Source organism: Bacillus sp. JJ1773 (assembly GCF_036962035.1).
Classification (GTDB): Bacteria; Bacillota; Bacilli; order Bacillales; family Cytobacillaceae; genus Cytobacillus.
Window position 1 is genome coordinate 3,189 of the sequence record NZ_JBALNX010000067.1, and the last position, 24,489, is coordinate 27,677.

General features: G+C 37.7%; 27 protein-coding genes. 3 read left to right on the forward strand and 24 right to left on the reverse strand.

Annotation, left to right across the window (positions count from 1 at the left end):
• Positions 1–139: 139 nt before the first annotated feature.
• The 10 genes from V7127_RS19305 to rsgA form a co-directional block, all read right to left on the reverse strand.
• The gene (locus V7127_RS19305; RefSeq protein WP_335488682.1) at positions 140–424 is read right to left on the reverse strand and encodes a YokU family protein; all 285 of its coding nucleotides are present in this window, start codon (positions 422–424) and stop codon (positions 140–142) included.
• A 14-nt stretch (positions 425–438) separates the two neighbouring features.
• Positions 439–1,863 (reverse strand): lysine 2,3-aminomutase, encoded by a 1,425-nt coding sequence (gene ablA / locus V7127_RS19310; RefSeq protein WP_335488685.1) that lies wholly within the window; start codon positions 1,861–1,863, stop codon positions 439–441.
• A 205-nt stretch (positions 1,864–2,068) separates the two neighbouring features.
• Positions 2,069–3,490: a sigma-54 interaction domain-containing protein gene (locus tag V7127_RS19315; RefSeq protein ID WP_335488688.1), complete on the reverse strand. Its 1,422-nt coding sequence runs from the start codon at positions 3,488–3,490 to the stop codon at positions 2,069–2,071.
• A 101-nt stretch (positions 3,491–3,591) separates the two neighbouring features.
• A complete protein-coding gene (gene ablB / locus V7127_RS19320) occupies positions 3,592–4,449 on the reverse strand; it encodes a putative beta-lysine N-acetyltransferase (protein WP_335488691.1) in 858 nt (285 codons plus the stop codon).
• 58 nt (positions 4,450–4,507) lie between these two features.
• Positions 4,508–5,776, reverse strand: coding sequence for a peptidase (locus tag V7127_RS19325; RefSeq protein WP_335488694.1), 1,269 nt, complete (start codon positions 5,774–5,776; stop codon positions 4,508–4,510).
• Between the two features lie 42 nt (positions 5,777–5,818).
• Positions 5,819–6,481: a 3-oxoacid CoA-transferase subunit B gene (locus V7127_RS19330; RefSeq protein ID WP_335488697.1), complete on the reverse strand. Its 663-nt coding sequence runs from the start codon at positions 6,479–6,481 to the stop codon at positions 5,819–5,821.
• On the reverse strand, positions 6,466–7,158 hold the full coding sequence (locus V7127_RS19335) for a CoA transferase subunit A (protein ID WP_335488700.1): 693 nt from the start codon (positions 7,156–7,158) through the stop codon (positions 6,466–6,468). Before V7127_RS19335 ends, V7127_RS19330 begins: the two co-directional genes overlap by 16 nt.
• Positions 7,151–8,512 (reverse strand): aspartate aminotransferase family protein, encoded by a 1,362-nt coding sequence (locus V7127_RS19340; RefSeq protein ID WP_335488703.1) that lies wholly within the window; start codon positions 8,510–8,512, stop codon positions 7,151–7,153. Before V7127_RS19340 ends, V7127_RS19335 begins: the two co-directional genes overlap by 8 nt.
• Positions 8,513–8,698: 186 nt before the next feature.
• Positions 8,699–8,920 (reverse strand): YjcZ family sporulation protein, encoded by a 222-nt coding sequence (locus V7127_RS19345; RefSeq protein WP_335488705.1) that lies wholly within the window; start codon positions 8,918–8,920, stop codon positions 8,699–8,701.
• A 170-nt stretch (positions 8,921–9,090) separates the two neighbouring features.
• On the reverse strand, positions 9,091–10,173 hold the full coding sequence (gene rsgA, locus V7127_RS19350) for a ribosome small subunit-dependent GTPase A (protein ID WP_438824037.1): 1,083 nt from the start codon (positions 10,171–10,173) through the stop codon (positions 9,091–9,093).
• A 332-nt stretch (positions 10,174–10,505) separates the two neighbouring features.
• Here rsgA and V7127_RS19355 point away from each other — a divergent pair, with 332 nt between their 5' ends.
• Positions 10,506–11,270 (forward strand): DUF4397 domain-containing protein, encoded by a 765-nt coding sequence (locus tag V7127_RS19355; RefSeq protein ID WP_335488710.1) that lies wholly within the window; start codon positions 10,506–10,508, stop codon positions 11,268–11,270.
• A gap of 57 nt (positions 11,271–11,327) precedes the next feature.
• Here the strand turns inward: V7127_RS19355 and V7127_RS19360 are convergent, their stop codons facing one another.
• The 5 genes from V7127_RS19360 to V7127_RS19380 all read right to left on the reverse strand — a co-directional run bounded on the left by V7127_RS19360 (position 11,328) and on the right by V7127_RS19380 (position 16,141).
• Positions 11,328–11,945: a YpmS family protein gene (locus tag V7127_RS19360; RefSeq protein ID WP_335488712.1), complete on the reverse strand. Its 618-nt coding sequence runs from the start codon at positions 11,943–11,945 to the stop codon at positions 11,328–11,330.
• Positions 11,942–12,718 (reverse strand): SGNH/GDSL hydrolase family protein, encoded by a 777-nt coding sequence (locus V7127_RS19365; RefSeq protein WP_335488715.1) that lies wholly within the window; start codon positions 12,716–12,718, stop codon positions 11,942–11,944. Before V7127_RS19365 ends, V7127_RS19360 begins: the two co-directional genes overlap by 4 nt.
• Positions 12,719–12,867: 149 nt before the next feature.
• The gene (locus V7127_RS19370) at positions 12,868–13,449 is read right to left on the reverse strand and encodes an SCO family protein (protein WP_335488718.1); all 582 of its coding nucleotides are present in this window, start codon (positions 13,447–13,449) and stop codon (positions 12,868–12,870) included.
• A gap of 103 nt (positions 13,450–13,552) precedes the next feature.
• Complete coding sequence (locus V7127_RS19375; protein ID WP_335488721.1) at positions 13,553–14,542, reverse strand: nucleoside hydrolase; 990 nt, start codon at positions 14,540–14,542, stop codon at positions 13,553–13,555.
• A 96-nt stretch (positions 14,543–14,638) separates the two neighbouring features.
• The gene (locus tag V7127_RS19380; RefSeq protein ID WP_335488724.1) at positions 14,639–16,141 is read right to left on the reverse strand and encodes an ATP-binding protein; all 1,503 of its coding nucleotides are present in this window, start codon (positions 16,139–16,141) and stop codon (positions 14,639–14,641) included.
• A gap of 332 nt (positions 16,142–16,473) precedes the next feature.
• Here V7127_RS19380 and V7127_RS19385 point away from each other — a divergent pair, with 332 nt between their 5' ends.
• Positions 16,474–16,983: a PCYCGC motif-containing (lipo)protein gene (locus V7127_RS19385; RefSeq protein WP_335488727.1), complete on the forward strand. Its 510-nt coding sequence runs from the start codon at positions 16,474–16,476 to the stop codon at positions 16,981–16,983.
• A gap of 82 nt (positions 16,984–17,065) precedes the next feature.
• Here the strand turns inward: V7127_RS19385 and V7127_RS19390 are convergent, their stop codons facing one another.
• The 4 genes from V7127_RS19390 to ilvA all read right to left on the reverse strand — a co-directional run bounded on the left by V7127_RS19390 (position 17,066) and on the right by ilvA (position 19,934).
• Positions 17,066–17,320: a DUF2535 family protein gene (locus tag V7127_RS19390; protein WP_335488800.1), complete on the reverse strand. Its 255-nt coding sequence runs from the start codon at positions 17,318–17,320 to the stop codon at positions 17,066–17,068.
• 137 nt (positions 17,321–17,457) lie between these two features.
• Complete coding sequence (gene tatC, locus V7127_RS19395) at positions 17,458–18,216, reverse strand: twin-arginine translocase subunit TatC (RefSeq protein WP_335488730.1); 759 nt, start codon at positions 18,214–18,216, stop codon at positions 17,458–17,460.
• A 76-nt stretch (positions 18,217–18,292) separates the two neighbouring features.
• Positions 18,293–18,487 (reverse strand): twin-arginine translocase TatA/TatE family subunit, encoded by a 195-nt coding sequence (locus tag V7127_RS19400; RefSeq protein ID WP_066299667.1) that lies wholly within the window; start codon positions 18,485–18,487, stop codon positions 18,293–18,295.
• Between the two features lie 178 nt (positions 18,488–18,665).
• Positions 18,666–19,934 (reverse strand): threonine ammonia-lyase IlvA, encoded by a 1,269-nt coding sequence (gene ilvA / locus V7127_RS19405; protein ID WP_335488733.1) that lies wholly within the window; start codon positions 19,932–19,934, stop codon positions 18,666–18,668.
• Positions 19,935–20,173: 239 nt separating this feature from the next.
• Here ilvA and V7127_RS19410 point away from each other — a divergent pair, with 239 nt between their 5' ends.
• The gene (locus V7127_RS19410; RefSeq protein WP_335348497.1) at positions 20,174–20,410 is read left to right on the forward strand and encodes a hypothetical protein; all 237 of its coding nucleotides are present in this window, start codon (positions 20,174–20,176) and stop codon (positions 20,408–20,410) included.
• 29 nt (positions 20,411–20,439) lie between these two features.
• Here V7127_RS19410 and V7127_RS19415 read toward each other — a convergent pair whose 3' ends face one another.
• The 5 genes from V7127_RS19415 to V7127_RS19435 form a co-directional block, all read right to left on the reverse strand.
• Entirely contained in the window at positions 20,440–20,925 is a 486-nt protein-coding gene (locus V7127_RS19415; RefSeq protein ID WP_335488736.1) for a dihydrofolate reductase, read from the reverse strand.
• Positions 20,922–21,716 (reverse strand): thymidylate synthase, encoded by a 795-nt coding sequence (locus tag V7127_RS19420; RefSeq protein ID WP_335488739.1) that lies wholly within the window; start codon positions 21,714–21,716, stop codon positions 20,922–20,924. The genes V7127_RS19415 and V7127_RS19420 overlap by 4 nt, the downstream gene beginning before the upstream one ends.
• Positions 21,717–21,777: 61 nt before the next feature.
• Positions 21,778–22,479 carry an anthrax toxin lethal factor-related metalloendopeptidase gene (locus V7127_RS19425; RefSeq protein WP_335488742.1) on the reverse strand — a complete coding sequence of 234 codons (702 nt, stop codon included), beginning with the start codon at positions 22,477–22,479 and terminating at the stop codon, positions 21,778–21,780.
• Positions 22,480–22,671: 192 nt separating this feature from the next.
• A complete protein-coding gene (locus V7127_RS19430) occupies positions 22,672–23,280 on the reverse strand; it encodes a TerD family protein (RefSeq protein WP_335488745.1) in 609 nt (202 codons plus the stop codon).
• Positions 23,281–23,376: 96 nt separating this feature from the next.
• Positions 23,377–24,489: a toxic anion resistance protein gene (locus tag V7127_RS19435; protein ID WP_335488747.1), complete on the reverse strand. Its 1,113-nt coding sequence runs from the start codon at positions 24,487–24,489 to the stop codon at positions 23,377–23,379.

The window sequence follows — 24,489 nt, forward strand, 5'->3', positions numbered from 1 at the left end:
GTTGCCACAGGACGTGGCGATCTTAGTCTGTGCTCCTATAATCGGGCCTTTACGGGCTGTTGATCCCCCACTTAGAATTTTTTACTTAACTTCTTGAAGTGGGGATCTTACAGCCCGTTAATCTGCGATAAATCACAAATTACGTTGAAAAATCAAAATAATTTCTTTTCAATAATCTAGGCTGCGCCATTAAATTTGTAAAAGTTGTTTCTTGGCCGATCTCTCTCGTATTGATAAGGAACAATTGGTCATCAATTTCTTTAACTAGCTGATCTGTTTGGTATTCCATCTGACAATCGTGACAAAAGACGGTTGGGACCTCACTAATTTTTATCGCTCTTGAACCATCGGGCAGCTCCCAATAAACATCCCCGTTTCCGGTATTAATCTTTTCACTAGCACACCAGGCACATGTATCCTTCACTAAATTCCCCCCTCCTATTCGCTCGCAATTGCTTTTATTTCTGAATCAACAGGTTTTTGCTTCACTTGCTGTGCCATGAACTTCTTCTCTTTTAGCTGATCCCGCTTTTCTCTTTTATCTTTTAATGATACGTGTGATGGATCATGCTCATATTTTTCCCGGCGCTCAAGTCGTACTAAGCCTTCAGGGACAAGGTTAAATTTCTGATCATTCATTAATGCTGCAATACCAACCTTTGATCGCTTCTCTTCCATATCTGGATACACTTCCTTAAAGTATCCTTCCGCGCGACCTGGAACATAGTTCTCTGGTTCTGGATAAGTCGTAATAACACCCTCAAAATTTCGGAGAACTACTTTATCTGCACTTTGTGATATTAAATAATTTGGCTGCAGGGCTATTTTCCCACCGCCTCCGGGAGCATCAACGACAAAGGTTGGAACAGCATAACCTGATGTGTGCCCTCGAAGACCTTCAATAATCTCAAGCCCCTTTGAAACCGGTGCACGGAAATGTCCGATTCCCTCAGACAAATCACATTGGTAAATATAATATGGACGGACCCTAATTTTTACGAGGTCGTGCATAAGTCTCTTCATAATTGGTACACTGTCATTTATTCCAGCTAGTATCACAGATTGATTTCCAACCGGTACACCAGCATTTGCCAGCATCTCACAGGCCCTTTTCGATTCTTCTGTTATTTCAATCGATGTATTGAAATGAGTATTTAGCCAGATTGGGTGATATTTTTTCAAAATATTGCAGAGGTTTTCGGTAATTCTTTGTGGAAACACGACAGGCGCTCTTGTTCCAATTCGAATAATTTCAACATGATCAATTTTGCGCAGGTTTTTTAAAATATATTCCAATATATTATCATTAATCAAAAGCCCATCACCGCCAGATATGAGAACATCTCTAACCTGTGGGGTATTTCTAATATAGTCTATCGCTGCATCCAGCTGTTTCTTAGGAACACCCATGCCAATCTGTCCGGAAAAACGGCGTCTCGTACAATAGCGGCAATACATGGAGCATTGATTGGTCACAAGAAAGAGAACACGGTCTGGATAACGATGCGTTAGTCCGGGAACTGGTGAGTCTTCATCTTCATGGAGCGGATCCTCTAGGTCATATTTCGTCTTGTAAATTTCATGTGAAATGGGTACTGATTGCATCCGAATCGGACAGCGGGGATCATCTGGATTCATTAATGAAGCATAGTAAGGAGTAATATTCAAAGGAATAGTCTTAGTTGAAATTCTCACTCCTTCTTCTTCAGCAGGGGTAAGATTAATAACTTTCTTTAAATCATCAACCGTACGAACAGTATTTGTTAATTGCCATAACCAATCGTTCCATTGCTCTTCAGTTACATCTTTCCAAAGCTCAATATCCTTCCAATGGCGATCAGGCTTATATAAAAATGATTTCATCGTACTCCTCCTCAAAAATTTCTTATTAACAAAACATGCAAGTACTGTGCCAAATTATTAAATCCTCATACAATTTATGCCTAATTGGCTTAATAGGTCCTGTATTATTAAGGCTTAGAGCTATGGATTTTTTTTTGAGGGGGCATTTTTCAGCAAAGAGAACAAGAAAAAAATGCCGATAATCCGGCATTCGTTGAGGATATGGTTAAAGCTGGTGAACCTTGTTTATTTCGAGCTTTATCATCTTGTATTGTAAGGTCTGTCTGGGAATTTCCAAGAGCTTTGCAGCCTGTTTAACATTACCATCTGATTTCTTAAGAGCGTCCAGAATAAGCTTTTCTTCAAGCTTCTGCAAATTATCTCTTAAGGATAAGCTGTGATTTTTCTCGTCTATTTTCAACGTGCGGTAGTTTTGCTTCATCATCACAGGGAGGTCATCCGTGGTCAGAAAATCTTCTTCACATACATTCATCATGTATTCAATGGCATGCTTAAATTCCCTAACATTCCCCGGCCATTTATAGGCAAGGAATCGTTCAAGAACTTGATTGTCCGCACCTTTAACTATTTTCTTTAATACCTTATTAAAGAATGAAACAAAGTGATCGAGCAGATATATGATATCTTCTTTCCTTTCCCTTAATGGTGGCAATCTGAAGGTTAAAACATTTAATCGATAGAAAAGATCATCCCTTATTTGCTGACTCTCCATAGCCTTTTGAGGATGAATATTCATCGCTGCAATAATTCGAACATCAACAAAGGTACTCTCTGTACTTCCAACCCTTCTCACATGCCCATCTTCCAAAACACGAAGAAGCTTTGCTTGGAGTTCAATAGGCATTGTATGAATTTCATCTAAAAAAAGCGTGCCTCCATCTGCAAGCTCAAACAAACCAGAACGGTCAACAGCACCTGTATAACTGCCTTTAGAAGTACCGAATAAAATGCTTTCCAGCAATGATTCCGGAATGGCCGCACAGTTCTGAGCAATAAATGGACCATTGGCTCTTAATGATGCATGGTGAATTCCTTGTACAAATAGCTCCTTCCCACAGCCGCTTTCACCAAATACCATGATGGGAGAGTCTGATTTTGCCAGCTTCTTAGCCTCATGTTTAACTTCAATAAGCTCAGGACTCACAGTTATTAGATTATCTAGTGTGTATTGCGTGCTGCTAGAAGATTTTCTTTTACTCTTCGCAGCAGACTTCATCTTTTTCTGTAAATCAATTAAGCTCTCAGAAAGGAGCTTTAGTCTGGAATAATCTTTTGCAATTTCAACTGCACCAACCGTTTTCCCATTTACTCTAATAGGCAATGTTGTATTTATCGTATCGATTTGGTGGCCATGTGCATTAACATATGACTGTGATTGATTATAAATGGACTTATTTGTTTTGATTACTTTTAATAGTGTACTTGTTTGATCAGTTAATGAAGGAAATGCTGTTAACAGCGGCTTTCCTAATACTTCATCTACATTCATTCCATCATGCTTCGCGGCAATTTCATTATAATAAATCGTCTTCCCGTCTATATCTACTACATGAATTCCCTCATCTATTCCGTTCAATATTGCAGAGAGAACCTCTCTTGATTTCACATGTATTTCAGTGATCCTCATCCCCTCCCCGCTAATATATATGAGCATGTGCCTAAAATTAGTCATTTTGCTGCCGAAAATTTGGCATTTACAATTTACAACACCTGAGAATCATATGAAATTCATCTATTTAGAGAAAGGTCCTTTACCCATACATTCATATCCTCAAGCTTGTCGAAAATATAGCAATTATTTGTAAGCCTGCCCCTATAGCAGTAACCAAGCTGATGAAGTGCTGCATTCATTCCGAATGATAATGCCCTTGCAATCGAATAGGCACAGTACACCCCATTCGCTTTCAATTCAATTTCAAGCTTTTCTAATAAAATTTTCATGAGACCATGCTTTCGATGTTGAGGCAATGTCGCACAATCGGTTAATTCTGCATTTTTGTAAAAGTCATTCACTTCAGCCGAGGCGGCACTTACAATTTTGCCATTGAACAGGAAGCCATAATAGATTGTTCCTTCTTTCATCGTTTCAATAATATAATTTGGATCATTAAGGGGTGTTGGATAAATTTGAAACACTTCTTGATAAAGTGCTGCAAGTGTTTTTGCATCTTCTGGGCTTAGCTTCTTAAGTATATATTCCTGTGGCGGCTTCACTGATTTTAAGTATTGTTCAAGCTTAATGACGTTTTCTGTAATGGAATCTTCTATTAGCCATTGAGCGCTTGTCCTTCTCTCAGTTGTATAATATTTGCAGAAAAAAAACATATCAGAGCCCAGAAAATAGCGGTCAATCATCGCTTCACACGAATAACCATACATAATCAGCAAGGGGAATTGTTCTCTTCTTCCCTTCAGAATCAATTTTTCCACTTGCAGCTCTTTTGCCATTTCTTCAGCTTTCGCCATTACTTGTAAAATATCTCCATATATATCGTCTACACGAATTCGTTTATTAAACAAATCAATATACACCTTCATCGTATAATTTTCATTTTTAATCAATTGCACTTCAGCAATTGATTCCATAATACATTCCTCATTTCTAAAAAGGGGCCCCGCCTCCGGCCCCTTTAAAATAAATTTTTTATGCCATTTCCTCGTAAACCCCACACCAATTAATGATCGATAAGGCAATGATTTCCGCAGCTTCAAACATTTCGTCAATGGAAATATACTCATTTACATCATGGGCAGCCGCGGTGACCCCTGGACCAAATACAACGACAGGCGTGTTACCTACAACCGAAAGGATTCCGCCATCTGTTCCCCATGGAGATGCCTCAATAATCGGCATTGTCGTTTTTACTTGTTCAAATGCTTCCGAAATTGTTTCCATTAGAGGATGATTTTCATCTAAATTTCCTGGCAGCCATCTGCCGCCAAACCACTCAACTTTTGGCCGATTTTCATTTAGCCACTGGTCTTTCTTAACCAATTCCTCTAAGGCATCTGCCAGCTCCTTCTCAGCATCCTCCATTTGTTCATGAGGGGCAACACCCATTCTTCCTTCAATGATCGCAATATCAGGGACAGAGGATGGCCATTCTCCGCTGTGAATTTTTCCAATATTAATAGGAATTGGGATTGGTATATGCTGATAAAGGGGGTCTAATATTTTCTCATTTCTTCTTTTCTCCAATTCTTGTAATTTATGAATGACAAGCACCATTTTCTCTATCGCACTTACTCCTTCATATCTAGTTCCACCATGGGCTGAACGTCCTTTTACTGTGATGCGAAACCACATGGATCCTTGCTGTTTTGGAAACAGCTTCATATTTGTCGGCTCAGGGATAATGGCACCATCTGCCTGGTACCCTCTTAACACAGCTGCCAGAGTTCCAGCCCCCCCGCTTTCTTCTTCAATGACACTTTGAAAAATTACATCCCCTTTAAGCTGTATCTCAAGATTGATGATGGCCTCTATAGCGAGAAGCAGTGCCACAGAGCCCCCTTTCATATCAGTCGATCCTCTGCCATATAATTTTCCATTTTCGATGTGGCCACTAAAAGGGTCATGAATCCAATCATTCCGGTCCCCCTCTGGAACTACATCGATATGTCCATTTAATATGAGTGACCTTCCTCCGCCAGATCCTTTAAGGACCCCAATCACATTTGGATTTCCTGTAAAATCCTTTCGATCAGAACAGAATTTGGGGTGATTAATTACCTGTTCATCGCCTATTTCCCAAATATCAACTTGAAGACCGAGCTCTCTGCACTTTTCAATGATGATCGCCTGAGCTCTGCTTTCATTTCCGCGAATGCTGCCTTCCTGGACAAGTCTTTGAAGAAGATATATCCCTTTTTTTCGATTCCTGTTCAGCCATTCCTTTATTCCTCCTTGCATCCCACCGCTCCTCTCTATGCTACCAAATTCTGCTTGTTAATGTTAATCTATGAATCTAAGGTGATCGCTTATTTGAAATTCACAGCCAGTTTTTGCTTTTATTTCATTAATTGTATATGGTGAGAATATTTCGGTTAACACTAGCCCCTCTGCCGTCACTTGAAAGGCAGCCATCTCTGTAATAATGATGTTAACACAGCTTGAAGAGGTTAATGGAAGGGAGCATTTCTTCACTATTTTCGCTTTTCCATGCTTATCCGTATGACTCATTACAACAATAACTATTTTGGCCTTTTGGGCGAGTTCCATTGCCCCGCCCATTCCAGGGACCTTCTTACCAGGAACGATCCAATTGGCTAAATCGCCTTTTTCGCTTACTTCTAGTGATCCTAAGATGGTCATATCCACTCTTCCTCGCCTGATCATGCCAAAGGAAATAGCACTATCACAAAAGGAGGCACCTTCGATAACTGTTACTGGAAACCCGCCAGCATTACAAAGATTCTCATCCTCCTCCCCTTTTATTGGGCTTGGCCCCATACCAGTGATGCCATTTTCCGCATGAAAAATAACGTTCATTTGTTCAGGCAAATAATTAGGGACAAGGGATGGAATGCCAATACCTAGATTCACGACCATTCCATCTTTAATCTCCTCTGCTGCACGCTTAGCAATTCTATTGCGAATATCTATTCCCATGCCCATTTCCAATTCACCCCTTTAGAAGGAACAATATAATCAACAAAAACTCCTGGTGTTACCACTTCATCTGGATCTAGGCTTCCAACAGGGACAATTTCCTCCACCTCGGCAATGGTTATGTCTCCTGCCATTGCGACAAGGGGATTTGTATTACGTGCACTTTTATCGTAGATGAGATTTCCGAACGAGTCGGCTTTCTTTGCAAATACGATGGATACATCACCGGTTAATGCTGTTTCGACTAGATATTGTTTATTGCCGATAATGATTTTCTGCTTATTGCTGGATACCATTTCATTATCCATCCCAATATCTGATAGAATTCCACCTAATCCCACTCCACCAGCTCTTATTCTCTCTGCAAGAATTCCTTGTGGAGAAAATTCAACCTCTAGTTTTCCTTCTGTCATTAATTGTCCAGCAACTGGATTTGATCCAATATGAGAAGCAATAATTTTCCGAGCTCTCCCTTGGCTAACAATTTTACCTATCCCAATATGAGGAAATCCAGTATCATTCCCAATCAATGTAAGATTTCTTATTCCCTTCTCTAGAATCCCATCGATAATCGTTGGAGGAGAGCCTATTCCTCCGAATCCGCCATACAAGATGGTCATTCCATCAGTGAAATACTCTAATGCTGCTTCGATCGAAATTATTTTTTTGAAGGAATTATCCATTACTTGCCCCCTCCTCAGTTGATAAATATTGTTCAGCAAACGATTCAAAAGTGATTTGTAAACGCTTTAGTAATTCATCTATTTCTTGGAAAGTAATCGTAAGAGGAGGTGCAATTAAAACGGCATCCCCATTCATTCCATCAATGCCTGCACCTGCCGGATAGATAATCAACCCATAAATTTGCGCAAGCTGGATTAATTTTTGCGTAAATAGAAGGGATCGCGGGAAAGGCGTTTTATCTTCTAGATTTTGGACAAATTCCAACCCGATCATAAGCCCTTTTCCACGAATATCTCCAATAAACGGGAACTTTTCTTGTAATTTAGCAAGTTTTTCTATTAAGTAATTACCCTTTTGATCAACCTCTTTAATAATTTCGTTTTTATCTAAGTATTCAAGAACAGCTAGGGAAACTGCACATGACTGGGGGTTTGCACTTAAAGTATGTCCGCTCATGACGATTTTTGAACCAGAGAGGATGGGCTCCATCACCCGTTCGCTTACTAACGCAGCTGCAATTGGGGCATACCCGGCACCCATTCCTTTTCCTAATGCAACAATATCTGGCTCGATGCCCCAATGCTCACAGGCTAACATAGCACCCGTTCTGCCAAAGCCGGTCATCACTTCATCCGCAATAAAAAGAATCCCGTTTCTATCACAAATTTCTTTAATGACCTGATAATAGCCTTTTGGAGGGGTAATAGCAGCACCAGAAGCTCCAATGATCGGTTCAGCAATAAAGGCTGCAATATGTTCGGCGCCTATACGTTTTATCACTGTATCAAGCTCATGTGCACAAACATACCCGCAGTCTGGCGCCTCTCGATTATATGGACAGCGATAACAATAGGGAGGATGAATAACCGGAAAATCTTCAAGAAGCGGAATAAATCTTGCCCTTCTGCCTGTATGCCCCGACATGGATAAGGCTCCTAAAGTAATCCCATGATAGCTCATCCATCTTGATAATACCTTTGTCTTTGTGTGGCTTCCCTTTTCTTGCCAATATTGAATAGCAATTTTCATTGCTGTCTCCGTTGCCTCTGAACCGCTATTTACAAAAAAACACCAGTTTAAGTCTCCAATTGTTTGCTCCGCAATTTTTCGTGCAAGATTTTCGGCTGCATTACTCGTAAACTGTGACCGATAGACAAATGAAACCCGTTTAGCCTGCTCATGCATGGCATCAATAATTTCCTTTACCCCATGACCGATATTTGCTGTAATGGCACCAGATGATGCATCCAAATATTCCTTCCCATCTTGATCGTATAAGTATATTCCTTTGCCATAATCAATCACTGGATATTCATTCTCCAGCACTGGTTTAATTAAATTGGACTTATTCATAAGCCCTCCCCCTCCATCCACTTGAGAAAGCAAATTCTTACGTTTAGGACAATACTAGATTATATGAGAAGAATGTTTGAATCTTTCATGGAGAAAACGAAAATAAAATAGGCAGATAGAAACAGGGAGGTAAAATAAAAAAAGACCGCTCCGAATCCGAAGACAGTCTTGAATATATTAGATGTCTTAACAAAAACTAAAACAGCTGGCACCGATGATGATTAATAGAATAAACAATACAACAATTAAGGCAAAACCGCCTCCAAAGCCACATCCGCCTACTGGTCCAGCAAAGGCACCCCCTACTGGATATCCATAACCAGGATAACCAGGTTCAAAGGCACCTGCTACTGGATATCCGGTTCCAGGATAGCAAGGATCTGCACCAAAGCCACTTCCATAATACATATTCCTTCACTCCTCATCTTTTTTAAGGCATTTTTCCATATTACCTTATGAATTGGGAGCTTGACCTGTACGGGTATTTGCCTATTTTTTCAAAGTTACACATAAGAATAAAAGAATTTCCTCCAATATGCAAAAGAGACCTCATAAACTGAGATCTCATTCACTAACCATTAATACATTTTCTTTTTTGAATTTTTCATGCTTATGTTTATGCTTTTCCAGCGTTTCTTCTCTTCCAGCTGTGCCCGCTGATCTTGTTTTCTTTCTAAATAAGCCAATTCCCGTTGCAGCTTTTTATAGCTCGCAAGACGATTGCTATCGAGCAAACCATTATTAATAGCAAGTGCAACAGCACATCCCGGCTCTCGAGTATGGCTGCAGTCCCGATACTTACATTGCTCTGCTATCTCTTCAACATCTGTAAAGCTTTCCAACAATCCATCAGCACTTTCCCAAAGCTGAAGCTCCCTCATTCCCGGGGTATCGATTAACACTGTTCCACCTGGCAGCAGAACTAACTCTCGGTGGGTTGTCGTATGCCGTCCCTTATCATCATCTTCACGAATATCCTGTACCTTTTGCTTTTCATCACCTAACAGATAATTCGTTAAGGTTGATTTTCCAACACCTGATGAGCCGAGCAGTGCAATAGATTTTCCTGGGAGAAGATAAGGCTTTAGACCTTCAATTCCTTTTTCCTCCAGCACACTAACCGAAACAATCGGTACACCCATTGCAATACCTTCTACTTCAGAAAACTTTCCTTCAAGATCATCACATAAATCAGCTTTCGTTAAAACAATAACTGGATTTGCACCGCTTTCCCATGATAAAAGCAAATATCTTTCGATTCTGCGTAAATTTAAATCATCATTTAAAGAATTTACAAGAAAGATTGTATCCACATTCGTAGCGACAATTTGCTCTTCTGTATTTTCACCGGCTGCTTTTCTTGAAAATTTACTTTTTCTTGGCAGCACCTTATGAATGGTGCCACGACCTTCATCATGACGAGCTTTCAAAACGACCCAATCTCCAACTGCAGGGTAATCTTCTCTAGAAGCTGCCATATAAGCAAACTTTCCAGCCACTTCACACAATAATTCGCCTTCCTCCGTCCAAACCCGATACATTCTTTTATGTTCAAGTGAAACGCGTCCTACTGAATAGCCCTCTATTTTGTATGCTTCAAATTCCTTTTCAAAAAAATCATTAAAACCAATTAAATTTAAATTCAAGTTTTCTTCCTCCATGCAAATAAAATATAAAAAAACCATAGGCACCACAGCCCATGGTTTAATAAGCATAGAAAAAGAACATTCCTATCACATTAAACAGAATTAGATTGGGCTGTGCAAATATTAGAAACAATGAGATTGCTTACAATTAATAATTTTGTCATTGCACTTCACCCGCCTTTCATCTAATTAAATTTATTATATGGAACTTCTAACCATTTGTAAAGTGTTTTTGCATCCAAAATTGGTTATGCCTAAATGATTGTTAAATAACAAGGAGATGACACCAACCTATGCCCTTTCGCATAAGTTATTGACGTATACACATCTAGATAGGAGCGAGGGGTATGTCTCGAAATCAAAATTATCATGATTTTTTACAAAAGGCTAGTTATTATGACCTGCTTGCAAATTATTATAAATATATAAATCCTTCCAACCACATTGCTTATTATCAGAAGCATTTGCACTATATGAATATGGCAGCTCAAATGATGCGTACTCATATATTGCCCAACCAACAAGATAGAAACGTTCTAGGAAGAGTGCGTTTCATCCATGCTTCCATTGATGCCCCTAATGTAGATATCTATATTGATGGCATTCGGATATTAAAGGATTTCTCCCATAAAGAAGTAAGTAATTACCTTTCTTTGCCTGCAGGCAAACATCAAATTGATATTTATCCAACAGGCAATATGGTTTCGACCGTCCTTAGCCGAAAAGTAACGATTGAGCATGGAAAACATTATACCTTAATTCCTTCTGGGCATGTAAAGAATCTAAAGTGGCTTGCCCTAGAGGACGACCCACGTGTGCCTAGAGGTGAAACAAAGATTAGATTCATTCATCTTTCTCCGGATGCACCTGCCTTAGATATCGCTGTTAAGGATAGAGATGTTATCTTTTCTAATATATCCTTCCGTAAACATACAAGCTATATTAGACTGACTCCTGCGACAGTGGACCTCGAAGCAAGAATTGCTGGGTCCTCTAATATTGCCCTGCCAATTCCACAACTACAATTAAAGCCCAACAAGGCATATTCCATCCTTATCGTTGGTTCCATTACGAGCGAACCCGGACTTGAAGTTGTCATCGTTAAAAATTAAAAAAGCATAATGCAAAGGTAGACCTGCCTTTGCATTATACTTTTTGATCGATTATTATTACTTGATCGGTACGAGCAGCGTGAAACGAATATCATCATTTTTCAAATCGAATTCATCAACCTTTACATGAATATCGCTTTTCAATTTCATTGTTTGTAATGAAACATAGATTCTTTCCTCGTTTGGCTGTATGGTAACCCAATTGGGCACTTTATATTTCTCCTTTACAAACTTTAAAACATAAGATACTGGCAATTGAAGCTGACCGACTGATATTGACTTCTGCTGTAGAAGAATATCCCCATTATCTAAAGCAATCGGTTCAAATGTAAGCTTCATTTGTATTTCTTGACTAAATACTGGAACAGACCCATATAACTCAACTTCATTATCTAAGAAAATTTGGTAATCAATTGGCCCCGTTAATCCTTCCTTATCAAGATAATGGTTGATTACTTGATTTAAGTCTGCCTTATCAGTTTGAATTCTAAATGGCACATGTGCATTTAAATCAATGTTTTGTGGTGAATAATGATCATCTTCAACAGGAGAATTGACAACCGCCAATAACACCGCGATGACCATTATGTTAATCACCAGTAAAAGGAAAAAGAGTTTTTTCCATTTCTGTTCCTTCAATTTCAATTCTCTCCATTCCCCACTGTGTAAAATCATTCTGATAGCTTAGTTAAAGCTTCTTCTTTCAACTTATCATAAACACGGCCAGCAATAAGTTCATAGCCTTTATCATTTGGATGGAAATAATCTGTAAAGAGTAAATCCTCCGCATTCTTTTGAAAAAGATCATCAATTTCTACAAAAAACGTATTTGGATATTTTTCAAGGATTTCTTTACTCTCAGTATTCCATTCATCAACAATCTCATTAATTTCATTAATATTAGCAAACCAAGTAAAGAACGGATTATATAATCCAACCAAAACAACAAGGCTACTAGGGTTTTCCTTTCGAATCTTGAAGAGCGTATCATCCAAATTATCTTTAAATAGTTGATTTTGTTTTTGAAAGGCCTTCAAATTTAAACTTGAAAAGTTTTCATGGACGACCTTCATCATATCATTTCCGCCTATTGTTACAATGACGATATCTGCTTCTCCAATTGCAGTCTTTATCTTATTTGAATCTAGTCTTTTTAAGAGCTGATCTGAACGATTGCCTTTGACACCAAAATTATAAAAATGAGCATCACTTATTCCCTTATCTTCCTCTAATTTTACTTTTAAGTATGGAATATAGCCACCTCTATTTGTACTGTCCCCTACACCTTCAGTTAGTGAGTCTCCAGCAGAAACAATTGTGATGTCATGGGGAATAAAATCCTCAGCCGGCATATTTTTTGCCGTCAGGACGGTTTGTTTTGCTTGATTTAGTTTACCAATTTCCGAAGAGGAATGAATATTGCATGAAGCAAGAATTAGTATGCTCATAATGAACATGGGGAATATGAATCTCATGTAATCACCCGCCTTTTTAAAATCGTAGAAATCCTTGAGGTGGGGGTACGTTTATTTACCGTATTGATTATTATAACACGTTCATCTATATTCATGACAAAAAAAACAGACCTATGAAAGGTCTATTGTAAAGTCTTAATGTCATTAATAATTTCTTCAAAAGGGATGTCTTCAAGGCCGGAATATAATTTCATGATCTTCCCCTCTTGATTAACTAAATAAAAATATGTCTGATGAATAACATCAGGGTTATTTTCAGGCTTTTTAACAATAGTTTTAAAATTATCCATGGCGAATTTCTCAATTTCCTCTTGTTTATAGCCAGTTAAAAAGTGCCAATTATTAAAATCCACGTCAAAATTACCCGCATACTTCGTTAAAACCTCTGGGGTATCGATTTCCGGATCTACACTGAAGGAAACAAACTCGATATTCTCGATTTTCTCTTTCTTCGCCAAGTCCTGCAGCTTAGCCATATTAAAAGTCATTGGTAAGCAAACATCAGGACAGTTCGTGTAGATAAAATCAGCTACCCAAACCTTTCCATTTAAATCGGATAGTCCAAGGGATTTATTATTTTGATCTGTAAAAGTAAAATCGGCAACTGGCCAGTTTTTGGCATCTTTTATTTCACCATTGCCACAAGCCGACAGAAGAAAGATTGTTAAGATCGATATGATGATTGTCATGACTCTAGATTTCATTTCTGTATCCGCTCCTCTATATATTCGAACCTATTCTAGCAGACAGAAGAGAAAGAAGAAAGAAAAAAATATGGCAAACCTGTGACATTATGCAGATTCCATTTTATTTTTCAAGAATTCCATCTACTGGTGTTCTCATTATGTCATAGAATGATTTAATAAATGCTGAATAGTTAAACTGAACAGCAACCTTATGAATTTTATAATCTTTTGATTGTAAATCAGGCTTCTTCCGAAAATCTCCGATGCTTTGCCCAAATGCAATCCCTTTTTCAACAACTACTTGAATAGGTACCTCTGCATATTTAATTTCTGAGCTTTCCAGTAATGCCCACAGAGATAAAACATCATGTAAAGGACTTCCGCTAATGCCTGGGTTAGATTTTTGGTAGAAGGAATAATAATAATCGACCATTGGTTTTACTAAAAGGCCTATTTTATTATTAGTTGAAAGGTAATATTGGTGAAGCGAATCAATAATAGCTGGTGTAATAATAGCAGACATTGTTACATCTAAAGGAAAAAGATGAATTTTCTTATGTGAATTATTTATGAGAATTCTTGCAGCATATGGATCACCAAAAAAATTAGCCTCAGCAGTTGGCGTCACATTCCCAGGAACATAAAAGGCCCCGCCCATAATGTAATAATCATTTACCTGTTCCATTATTCGCGGGGACAATATGAAAGCTGTTGCCAAAGAGGATATTCTGCCAATATTGACAATCGTGATGTTATGTTTGTACTTGTCAATCAGAAATTTTACCTCATAAAAATTTTCAAATAAATTTTCATTTACATCGAGATTAGGCACTATGGGACCTAGCCCTTCAAGTCCGTGCACCTCTGGAACATATTCAGGCATTTCACCTGTTAGCGGCAATTCAGCCCCTCCAAAAATAGGGATATTTTTAATACCTGTTACTTCCTGCAAGTAAGCCGCATTTCGAATCGCATCTTTTCTTGACACATTTCCATAATTTGCAACTATCCCAACAATATTAATTTCCTGGCAAAAATAAGCAAATAACATTGCTACAATATCATCAATCCCATAATCGCTAAATATAAGGACATTTTTCATCCCCATCATGAATCCCCCTGCTATTTATCATATTCACATAGCTTGAATAATTAGAAAGAAACATCCAATTTTCAGGGTAGGATCAATTGCTAGGAGTACTTATTGTTATTCTGCATGATCATCCACTAAAGGAATAAAAATCTTGAAGGTTGTTCCCTTCCCATTTTGACTTTGCACTTCAATTTTCCCTTTCATTCTTTCGATGATTTGGTAACAGACCATTAATCCGATTCCTGTTCCTTTCTCCTTTAATGAATAAAATGCCGTCCCTAACCGTTCTAGTTCTTCCGCACTCATTCCAATTCCTGTATCACTTATTTCAAAAACTCCATACTTTTCATCCTTATAAACCGAAATACTTAATGTACCTCCGACCTTCATAGCTTCGATTCCGTTCTTTAAAATATTAATCAGTACTTGCTTTAGCTCGCTAATATTCCCTTGAATAAAAACCCCTTCATTCAAAGTAGGAACGACCATAATATTTTTTGACATCATGGCATATGAATTCATCAGGTCCAGTACCTTTGAAGCTGTTTCGGCTGCATCCACCTTTTCGGTATGTTCAATATCTGGCTTTGCTAAAGAAAGATAGTCATTGATAATCGTTTCGGCACGACTCATTTCTTCTATCATTAATCGAATATACATACGCTCTTCATCGCTCATTTGATCTTTAGCCAAAAAGATTTGCAGGAATCCTTTGACAACCGTCATAGGATTTCTTATTTCATGGGCAACAGAGGCTGCAAGCTGCCCAATTGCATTCATTTTTTCTGCTCTTTGAAGTTCTCGCAGAATTTTTGTTTTATGTAAGATTTGTTCCATTTCATCTATAGCTTCTTCAAATCTGTGCATGGAAACAGCATTTTTATGAGTCGTTCCAAACTCCACAGAGGTGGCAGATAAACGATCAAAAAGCAAGGATAGCTGACTCGTCATATTATTAAATCGTTCGGCTAAAATACCCAAATCAGCTTGGTTTGGAGACTTTAATTTCACATTGAAATTTCCATTGCTTACTTCATTAAAGCCTACGATTATTTCATTAACCGGATACAATACTTTTTTCAAGCCTCTTTTTAATATTAAATAACCACTGACTGTCATCAGAAGCAAGAGGGCAATTAAATAGGCTGACATCTTATTTCGGTATTCCCTGATAAGGTGTGCGTTTATATCAAAGCTGATAACACCGGCAACCACATTATCTTTTAGAATTGGAACAAAAGCTGATATCCAAGTTCCATATTTATCCTCGTACACTTCAGTAGCTATGACTTTTTTTGACGAAATAGCTTTCTTATAACCGTCTAAGTACACCTTAACCGCCTCATGATAAGAAAATGGGAGAAGCCCGATCTTTTTATGGCTTTTGGAAGTGGCCAGAATAAAAATTTCATCCTCATTCATAACATCCGTTGATAGAAGAATGGCATTTGTATTAGGTGCCTTCTCATTTACAAGTGACAGCTTTTCAGTAAAATTTTGAAATATAGGATGTTCTGTATTTCTATCATCATTTATCCTTTTAATATCCTTCGCATTGAAAGTCGTACTCCATAATGTTGACATTTCAACAACCCGATATTTCATCTGCTTTTCCATCTGGTTTGTTTGTAGGATTAAACTTATTCCAGCTGTAATAGAAACTAGAATTAAACTTATAATAAACGAGAATAGAAAAACTTTTCTGGACAAAGGTAAGTTATTTATATGATCCTTCATAAATCAGTCCCCGAATCCTAATATTCTCAACCAAGTAATCTTTTCGACAAAGACAATCATAATTCCTTTAAAGTCTAGTAAAAGTTACAACATTCGCGTACTACTACCTATTATATATGACAAATCAATGAACCATGGGGATCATTTTTATATTTTTCAATAAATTATGTTATAGTAGTAGGGATTAAAATAAGTAGAATTCAGGTGATTTGATGAGGATTAAATTATTTGCTTATTTCCTGACAGTTTTCGGCATCTTTAGCCTTTTATCAGCCTGCTCATCCAAAATAGAAGAATCTGCCGGTTCAAATAAGGATGAGAGTGTTCATACTTTCCATGCAGAAAATGGAGACTTGCGCGAATTGACAAAATCTAATGAAGTGCTTCCGGATTTTCTGAATGAAAAGCCCGAGCAAATGCAAATCATATACGGGGCAGCTGCCCAGCACAAGGATTTATTAGAGGCGATTCCATGTTATTGCGGATGCGGAGAATCAGGAGGTCATATGGATAATTATGATTGTTTTGTATATGAAAATAAACAATCTGGTGAAGTTGTCTGGGATGACCATGGGACACGCTGCGGCGTTTGTTTAGAAACAGCTGCTGAAAGCATTATTCAATACAAAGATGGAAAATCGATAAAAGAGATTCGCCAATACATTGATGATAAGTACAAAGAAGGATATGCGGAACCTACCCCTACCCCATTTCCAAGCTAATCTCAACCTAAGCGATAGTCGCTTAGGTTTTTTTTGCAAAATAAAAAGAGTACCTGCTGCTAAGCCGATACTCAAAAATAGTTCAAGCGTTATTTTTTAATTCTGGAGTCTTAAATAGCTCCTCATACACTGGCCATTTTAAAACTCTTTTTAAATACTCTCGAAAAGAGTGATTCTTCATAACTTTCTTGGAATCCTTATATAGGGATGTCATGAAAGTTTGCAAACGGACTTGAATCATGAAGTAAAATGGGCTATTTCTCTCTAATACAGGAATTTCCGTAATCTTAACCTTCTGTCCAACAGCATTTTTGAACTCCAGGCTTTTAAATAGCAAAATATCAATCCTCTTTTTTACCCGTTTGACTATATTATACATGAATTTTGCTCTCGAAAGGTGTCTAAATATGTGTATATGAAAATATTTTTTCGCATAATTTTTCTTCAAATGCCCGTAAAATTACTTCAGACCCATTAATTTTCGTCTAAAGGTTCGTAATCATTCTGTTCTTCCCATTGCTGTTCCTTCTTTAATTTGCGCTTATAGACAATTTTTGATAAGTTGATGCTAATTTCATATAAGAATAATAACGGAATGGCTACAAGGAAATCTGACATAAAGTCAGGCGGGGAAATAACAATGGCAATAACAATAAGAATAAAGTATGCATATTTTCGAATTTTTGCAAGGGCATATGGGTTAAGTATTCCTAGTGATGTCAAGAACATGACTACAACCGGCAATTCAAACAGTACTCCGAATGGCATGGTCATATTCATAATAAACCGGAAATACTTTTCCGCAGTGAAATTCGTTTCCAGCATCTGCCCACCTAAATCAACAAGAAAGCCCAACACTGTCGGGAAAATAACAAAATAGCCGAAACAAAGACCAACGATAAATAAAATAAATAATGCAGGAATATATGAGAGTGAAATTCTTCTTTCTGCCGGACTTAAAGCTGGTTTAACAAATAGCCAAATTTGCAAAGCTAAAACCGGGATTGTCGCTGCAATGGCAACAACAGATGCAATCATAAAGTAAACCCAGATAATATCACTTGGACCAAGTACAATAAGTTTCACATCAAGGTCGCGGACAAACCAATGATAAATTTCTTCCACATACATGAAACCTGCTACAAAGAAAACTAAAAAGGCTGCTATGGTTATAATTAACCTTTTCCTTAATTCATCCAAATGCTCAACTAAGTTCAGTTCTTTATCTTCCATTTTCTTCTCCTGAAAATACTATGTTTGGAATAACGGCAAAAAGACGAAAAAAAGGCAAGACATTCATCTTGCCATCTTATTTAAGCGTTTTTTTCTTGTCATCCTCTAATTCTTCCATCACGTCACTTGTTAAATCACGAGTAGACTTCTTAAATTCCCTAAGTGTTTGACCAAAAGCACGGCCGATCTCAGGTAATTTTTTTGGGCCAAATATAATTAATGCCAAAACAAGAATTAGAATTAATCCAGGAACTCCGATGTTTGAAAGCATAAACATCCTCCTCAAAATAACTTACTGATAAACCTAAATTCAATTATAGTGCTTTTAACAACGCTTGTGGTAAAAGATCAAGAAAGTTCATATTTAGTTCACAAAACGCTTTACCTTCTTGTCACTATAATAGCTTATAAATCTGTTTACCATTTTCATTATAATATTGGATGCTATTTTAAACAAGTAAATGGAAAAGATTACTGTCTTTATTAATGTCTGTATAGGCAAAACCTTTTTTATTCATTCTTTGGATTAAACCAGGGTAATCCTCTTTATTCTGCAGCTCAATGCCTACTAAAGCCGGGCCATTATCCTTATTATTCTTTTTTGTATATTCAAATCTTGTGATATCATCATTAGGTCCAAGCACTTCATCAAGGAACTCGCGCAATGCACCCGCACGCTGTGGAAAATTAACAATAAAGTAATATAAAAGTCCTTCATACAAGAGGGATCTTTCCTTCATTTCCTGCATTCTGCCGAAATCATTATTACCTCCGCTAATGACACAAACAATATTCTTCCCTTTAATTTTCTCTTTATAAAAATCAAGTGAAGCAATTGGCAAAGCACCCGCAGGCTCTGCAATAATCGCATGTTCATTATATAATTCCAAGATCGTTGTGCATACTTTCCCTTCAGGCACGAGTAGAATATCATCAACAAATTCTTCGCAAATGTCAAAAGTTTTTTCTCCGACACCTTTGACTGCAGCTCCGTCAACAAATTTATCAATATCTTCTAGTAGAGTTACAGTTTTATTCTTTATGGATTCGTTCATCGATGCTGCACCTTCAGGCTCAACACCAATCATTTTCGTCTTGGGGGAAATACTTTTTATGTAAGTACTTAGCCCTGACATTAATCCGCCCCCGCCAATACTAGCAAAGACAAAATCGATTGGCTCCTCACTGTCATTCAATATTTCAACTGCCACAGTCCCTTGTCCTGATATGACCCTTTCATCGTCAAAAGGATGGATAAAGGTCCGATTTTCTTCTTCAGCACATTTATTGGCTTCAGCATAAGAATCATCAAATGTATCACCAACTAGTATAATATCAACAAAGCCTCGGCCGAACATTTCAACTTGGCTTACCTTTTGACGCGGTGTCGTTGTCGGCATAAATATTTTCCCTTGAACACCTAGATGTCTGCATGCGTATGCTACACCTTGAGCATGATTGCCCGCACTTGCACACACAACGCCATTTTTTGTTTCTTCTTCACCCAATGACTTAACTGCATAATAAGCACCTCTAAGCTTAAATGATCGGATATGCTGCAAATCTTCCCTTTTCAAAAACACATTACACTCATATTTTTCAGAAAGACGCTCATTTCTTTGCAACGGGGTATGGGCGACGATATCCTTCAGTTGTTGGTATGCAATAAGAATATCCTCCAGTTGCACCCATTTTTTCTTTAAAACTTTCTGTTCCATATTGTCACCCTCACTTATTTCGATTTAATTTTTCTATTATACCACTTGTATACTTGATTTCAACCCATATAAATTAAATTTTTTTATTTTTCCGATATTAATTGAATAGCAATCTAAGAATTTATCATATAATATGCAAAGTAAATTTTTCTAACATTAGGAAGAAATCGATTGTCGCTGATTAGCTGAAATGTTTAGATGAAACGATAATTTTGTATGATTAATAGGGGGTGGGGCAAATGGAGTTTTCGTTATGCAGTCTTGATTGTGCATTGCCTGTAGAAGTAACATTAGATGAGGATAACGGGCGGTACATGATAAGGAAAAGTGATTCAAGCGGGGAATTTTTCAATACTCCCCACGAGCTCATTCAATGGGTTAAAAGTAATTTCTCCGCTGATGAGTTTTGTGACCCTACGGAATTTCAGGCAATGGTCAAAAAGTTGACGGACTATTTAGTCAACCCTAATGGTTAGTAGAAAAAGACTCCGCGCAGGAGTCTTTTCTATTTTCTGTCATAAATTTCAAAGTCGTAGTCGTATGGATTTTTCTCATCCTTGATGCCTTTTTCCTTCGTAAGCAGCTCCCATTCTTCCATCTTCAGTTCTGGAAAAAACGTATCCCCTTCAAATTGTGCGTGAATCCGGGTTATATAAAGACGATCTGCAACGGGAAGAAATACTTTAAATATTTCAGCACCGCCAATCACAAATATTTCTTCTTCCTTTTTATTGCTATATTGAATAAATTCTTCAACTGAGCGGAATATCATAACGCCTTCTTTTGTGAAATCATGGTTGCGTGTTATTACAATATTCTCTCTTCCGGGAAGAGGCTTTCCAATTGAATCCATCGTTTTTCTCCCCATCGCAATCGGATGTCCTATTGTTGTCCTTTTGAAGAATTTCAAGTCTTCTGGAAGATGCCATGGCAGCTGATTATTCTTGCCGATGACTTGATTCTCGTCCATTGCCCATATTAAAGAAATCATACACTTACCTCCCCCTTAATATGAGGATGGGCCTCATAATTGACTAATTCAAAATCCTCAAACTTAAATGAGAAAATATCCTCCACTTCAGGATTGATTTTCATTTTCGGCAATGCCATTGGCTCGCGGGTTAGCTGCAGTTTCACTTGATCTAAATGATTTAAATAAATATGAGTGTCCCCAAAGGTATGAATGAATTCTCCTGGCTCCAAGTCACATACCTGTGCAATCATGAGGGTAAGAAGGGCATAGGAAGCGATATTAAATGGCACCCCTAAGAACACATCGGCTGATCTTTGGTAAAGCTGACAAGATAGTTTCCCGTCAGCTACATAGAATTGGAACATGCAATGGCACGGAGGAAGCGCCATATTCTCAATATCTCCAACATTCCATGCATTCACAATCATCCGTCTAGAATCAGGATTTGTCTTTAATAGATGGATTAATTCGCTGATCTGATCTATTGTATTGCCGTCTGCTCCTGTCCATGATCTCCATTGATAACCGTAGACAGGTCCTAAATTGCCTTCCTCATCGGCCCATTCATTCCAAATTCTAACCCCGTTATCCTGGAGATATTTAATATTTGTATCCCCTTGTAAAAACCAGAGCAACTCATGAATAATGGATTTTAAGTGCAGTTTTTTTGTTGTTATGACCGGGAACCCATCCTGAAGGTTAAAGCGCATTTGATAGCCAAATGTACTGATTGTCCCTGTTCCAGTTCTGTCTTCTTTTTTGACTCCATGTTCGAGCACGTGCCTGCAAAGCTCTAAATATTGTTTCATTTACATCCAACCTTTTCTATTCATACATGGTTATTATTCTATAACAAACCAACATTTTTTCCTAATTTAAATTTTTGATAAAATGATAGGTTTCCGGTGCTTTATCTTTTAATAGTTCATTTGTATCGCTATCCAGATAATAATAAGCAAAGGCTTCTGCAAAATACTCCTCTGGAAATGTTAAAAAATAGTCTTGATTAGGAAATAATTTTGCACTTTCAAGCTTCCAGACAGAAAGAAATTTTTGATTGTAGCGAATACTGTTATAAACATATTTATCAATCGAATGGGCAAGCTCATGCAGCTCTAAATTCACAGAGCCGTGCCCCTTTCCTTTTTCGCTAAAACCTATCTTAACTAAAACAGTTTTTGACCCGCCTATTCCTGGAACATCATCCCAAGTAGTTTGACTTTTGTACCCCCTCGGAATCATCCCGGATAAATACTGTGCCGTTGGATTGTCCGTTAATTTGCCGACAAAGAGCTTCAGTTTAATATCTTCTTTGGCTATTTTTTTCAATAGAAAATAAGGTAAATGGTCAACCCTTTCGATAATCTCAGCTGCTTTAAGCTCATCGAAAGGATCAAACGGAAGGATAATAATACTTCCGATTAAACTTGGAGATTGGAGAACTAGGGATTGGTGAAGAAGAGAATTGTGCGGGTAATTCTTCAGTTGAATACCGCCCATTGCTGCTTGCGAACTGCCCATTAAAGTAAGGGTAAGAGTCATTAATATACACAATGCCACTATTCTTTTCATCGTAGACTCCCCCTCCCGCAGCACTAAGGAAAACTTCTAAACTATCTAAAATATATTTTATTTAAATTATACCATATGAAAAAATAGCATTATATAATCGCAGTCTAGCGAAAATTTGGAAATTCCTTTTCAAATAGTCGAAAATATGAAAAAGCCCTGACAAATTTGCCAGAGCTCGTTAACCAAATTTACTTAACTATAGGAACGAACTACATCAGCTAAGCCTGGTGAGGAAGTGCCTGTTCCGACTGCTGCAAATTTCCAATCTGCACCGTGGCGGTAAATTTCACCAACAACTAGGCATGTTTTGCCGCTATAATCATCTGTCAAATTGTAATGAATCATTTCTTGTCCATTTGCAGAATTCACAATGCGAATGAACGCGTTTTGGATCATCCCAAAATGCTGTTTACGTTTTACACAGTCATAAATATTAACAACGAATACAAGTTTATGAACTTGTGCTGGAACACGGCTTAAATCGATTAAGATCTGCTCATCATCGCCATCTCCGTCACCTGTCAAGTTATCACCTGTATGCTGTACACTTCCGTCATTGCTTTTTAAATTACCAAAGTAAATGACATCACTGTTATTTCTAATTTTATCATTTTCACCTAACATGATTACGGACGCATCACAGTCGATATTTGCTCCGCCACCACCCCCGAATAGTGATCCTAATAATCCACCGCCGCGGCTTTGTACTGGATCCCATCCAAGTCCTACTACAATTTTTGATAATCCAGGATTTCCTTTTGTTAAATCGACTCTTTGACCTTTTTGTAAATTAATAGCCATGTTTTCACCTCATTAAATTTTTGATCATTTAGATCTTTCTCTTCTTCTTTTAGTTTAGCTTTTTTATGCTGCACAAGTAAGGGAGAATCTTTTTGGTTAGCTTCCTTGGTGCTTAATTTTTTTAAAATTATCTTGAAGCTGTTCTAATCTTCTTGTACCTTCTTCACGCATACGTTTGTTTTCTTCTTCGATTGCTTTTGTTTCCTGCATTCCCTTAATAATAATATTCCATGATTCCTCTATCGTTTCAATCTTAATGCTTGGCGCACCAGCAAGTCTAGCAATATCTGCACTTTGCGATGAAATATTTTGGGCGTTGCGAAGGAGCATCTCATTTGTTCTTCTATCAAGCTCATTCATAGAATCTGCAACAAGCTTTTGTCGTTTAGCTGCAACCGCTTGTATTAACCCGTTTTTAAAGATAGGAATCGTTGTAACAAATGCAGAATTAATCTTTCCAATGAGCTTTGTGTTTCCTCTTTGTAATAAACGAATTTGCGGTGCTGTTTGAAGTGATACCATTTTCGCCATTTCCAAGTCGTATACTCTTTGTTCCATAAGGTCAATGGCATTTCTCAATGTATCTAGCTGCATGGAAGCCATTTGATCTCCTGCAGCCGTTCGTGCTTCAAGCTGAGGAAGCTGATTCGCTTTAAGCTCGTCAATCTTCATTTGTCCTGCTACCGCGTATTTTTCCAATGTTAAATAGTATTGATAGTTTTGCTCGTACATTTGATCAAGCATTGTAGTAGAGTCGACCATTTCACCTTGATATTTTGATATTTCCACATATACTTTATCAATTTCTTGGCCCATCGTCTGGTATTTCCCAAAGAGCTTATCAATAAGCTTTTCGCCTTTTTTGAAGAGCTTACCGAATAACCCTCCAGATGTCTTTTCAAAGTCTTTCTTATCAAACTTATCCATAATTCTGCCGAGCTGCTTTAATAATTCCCCAGAGTCCTCAACTTTTGTGGATCTCATATTACTTAATATTTGATCAGAGAAACGTGAAATTTGAGTAGCTGGCTCTTTACCAAATTCAAGAATTTGGATTTGATCTCTCTCATCAATAGACCTTGCTAAGTTTTGCACCTCAGGGTCATTTCTAAGAGCTAGTTTAATTTCCGATGCTGATGCTTCTGTAAGTTTATCCTCTTGCGTTTTATTCAAAGTAAGATCTAGATTTGTCTGCTGCAATTGATTCAT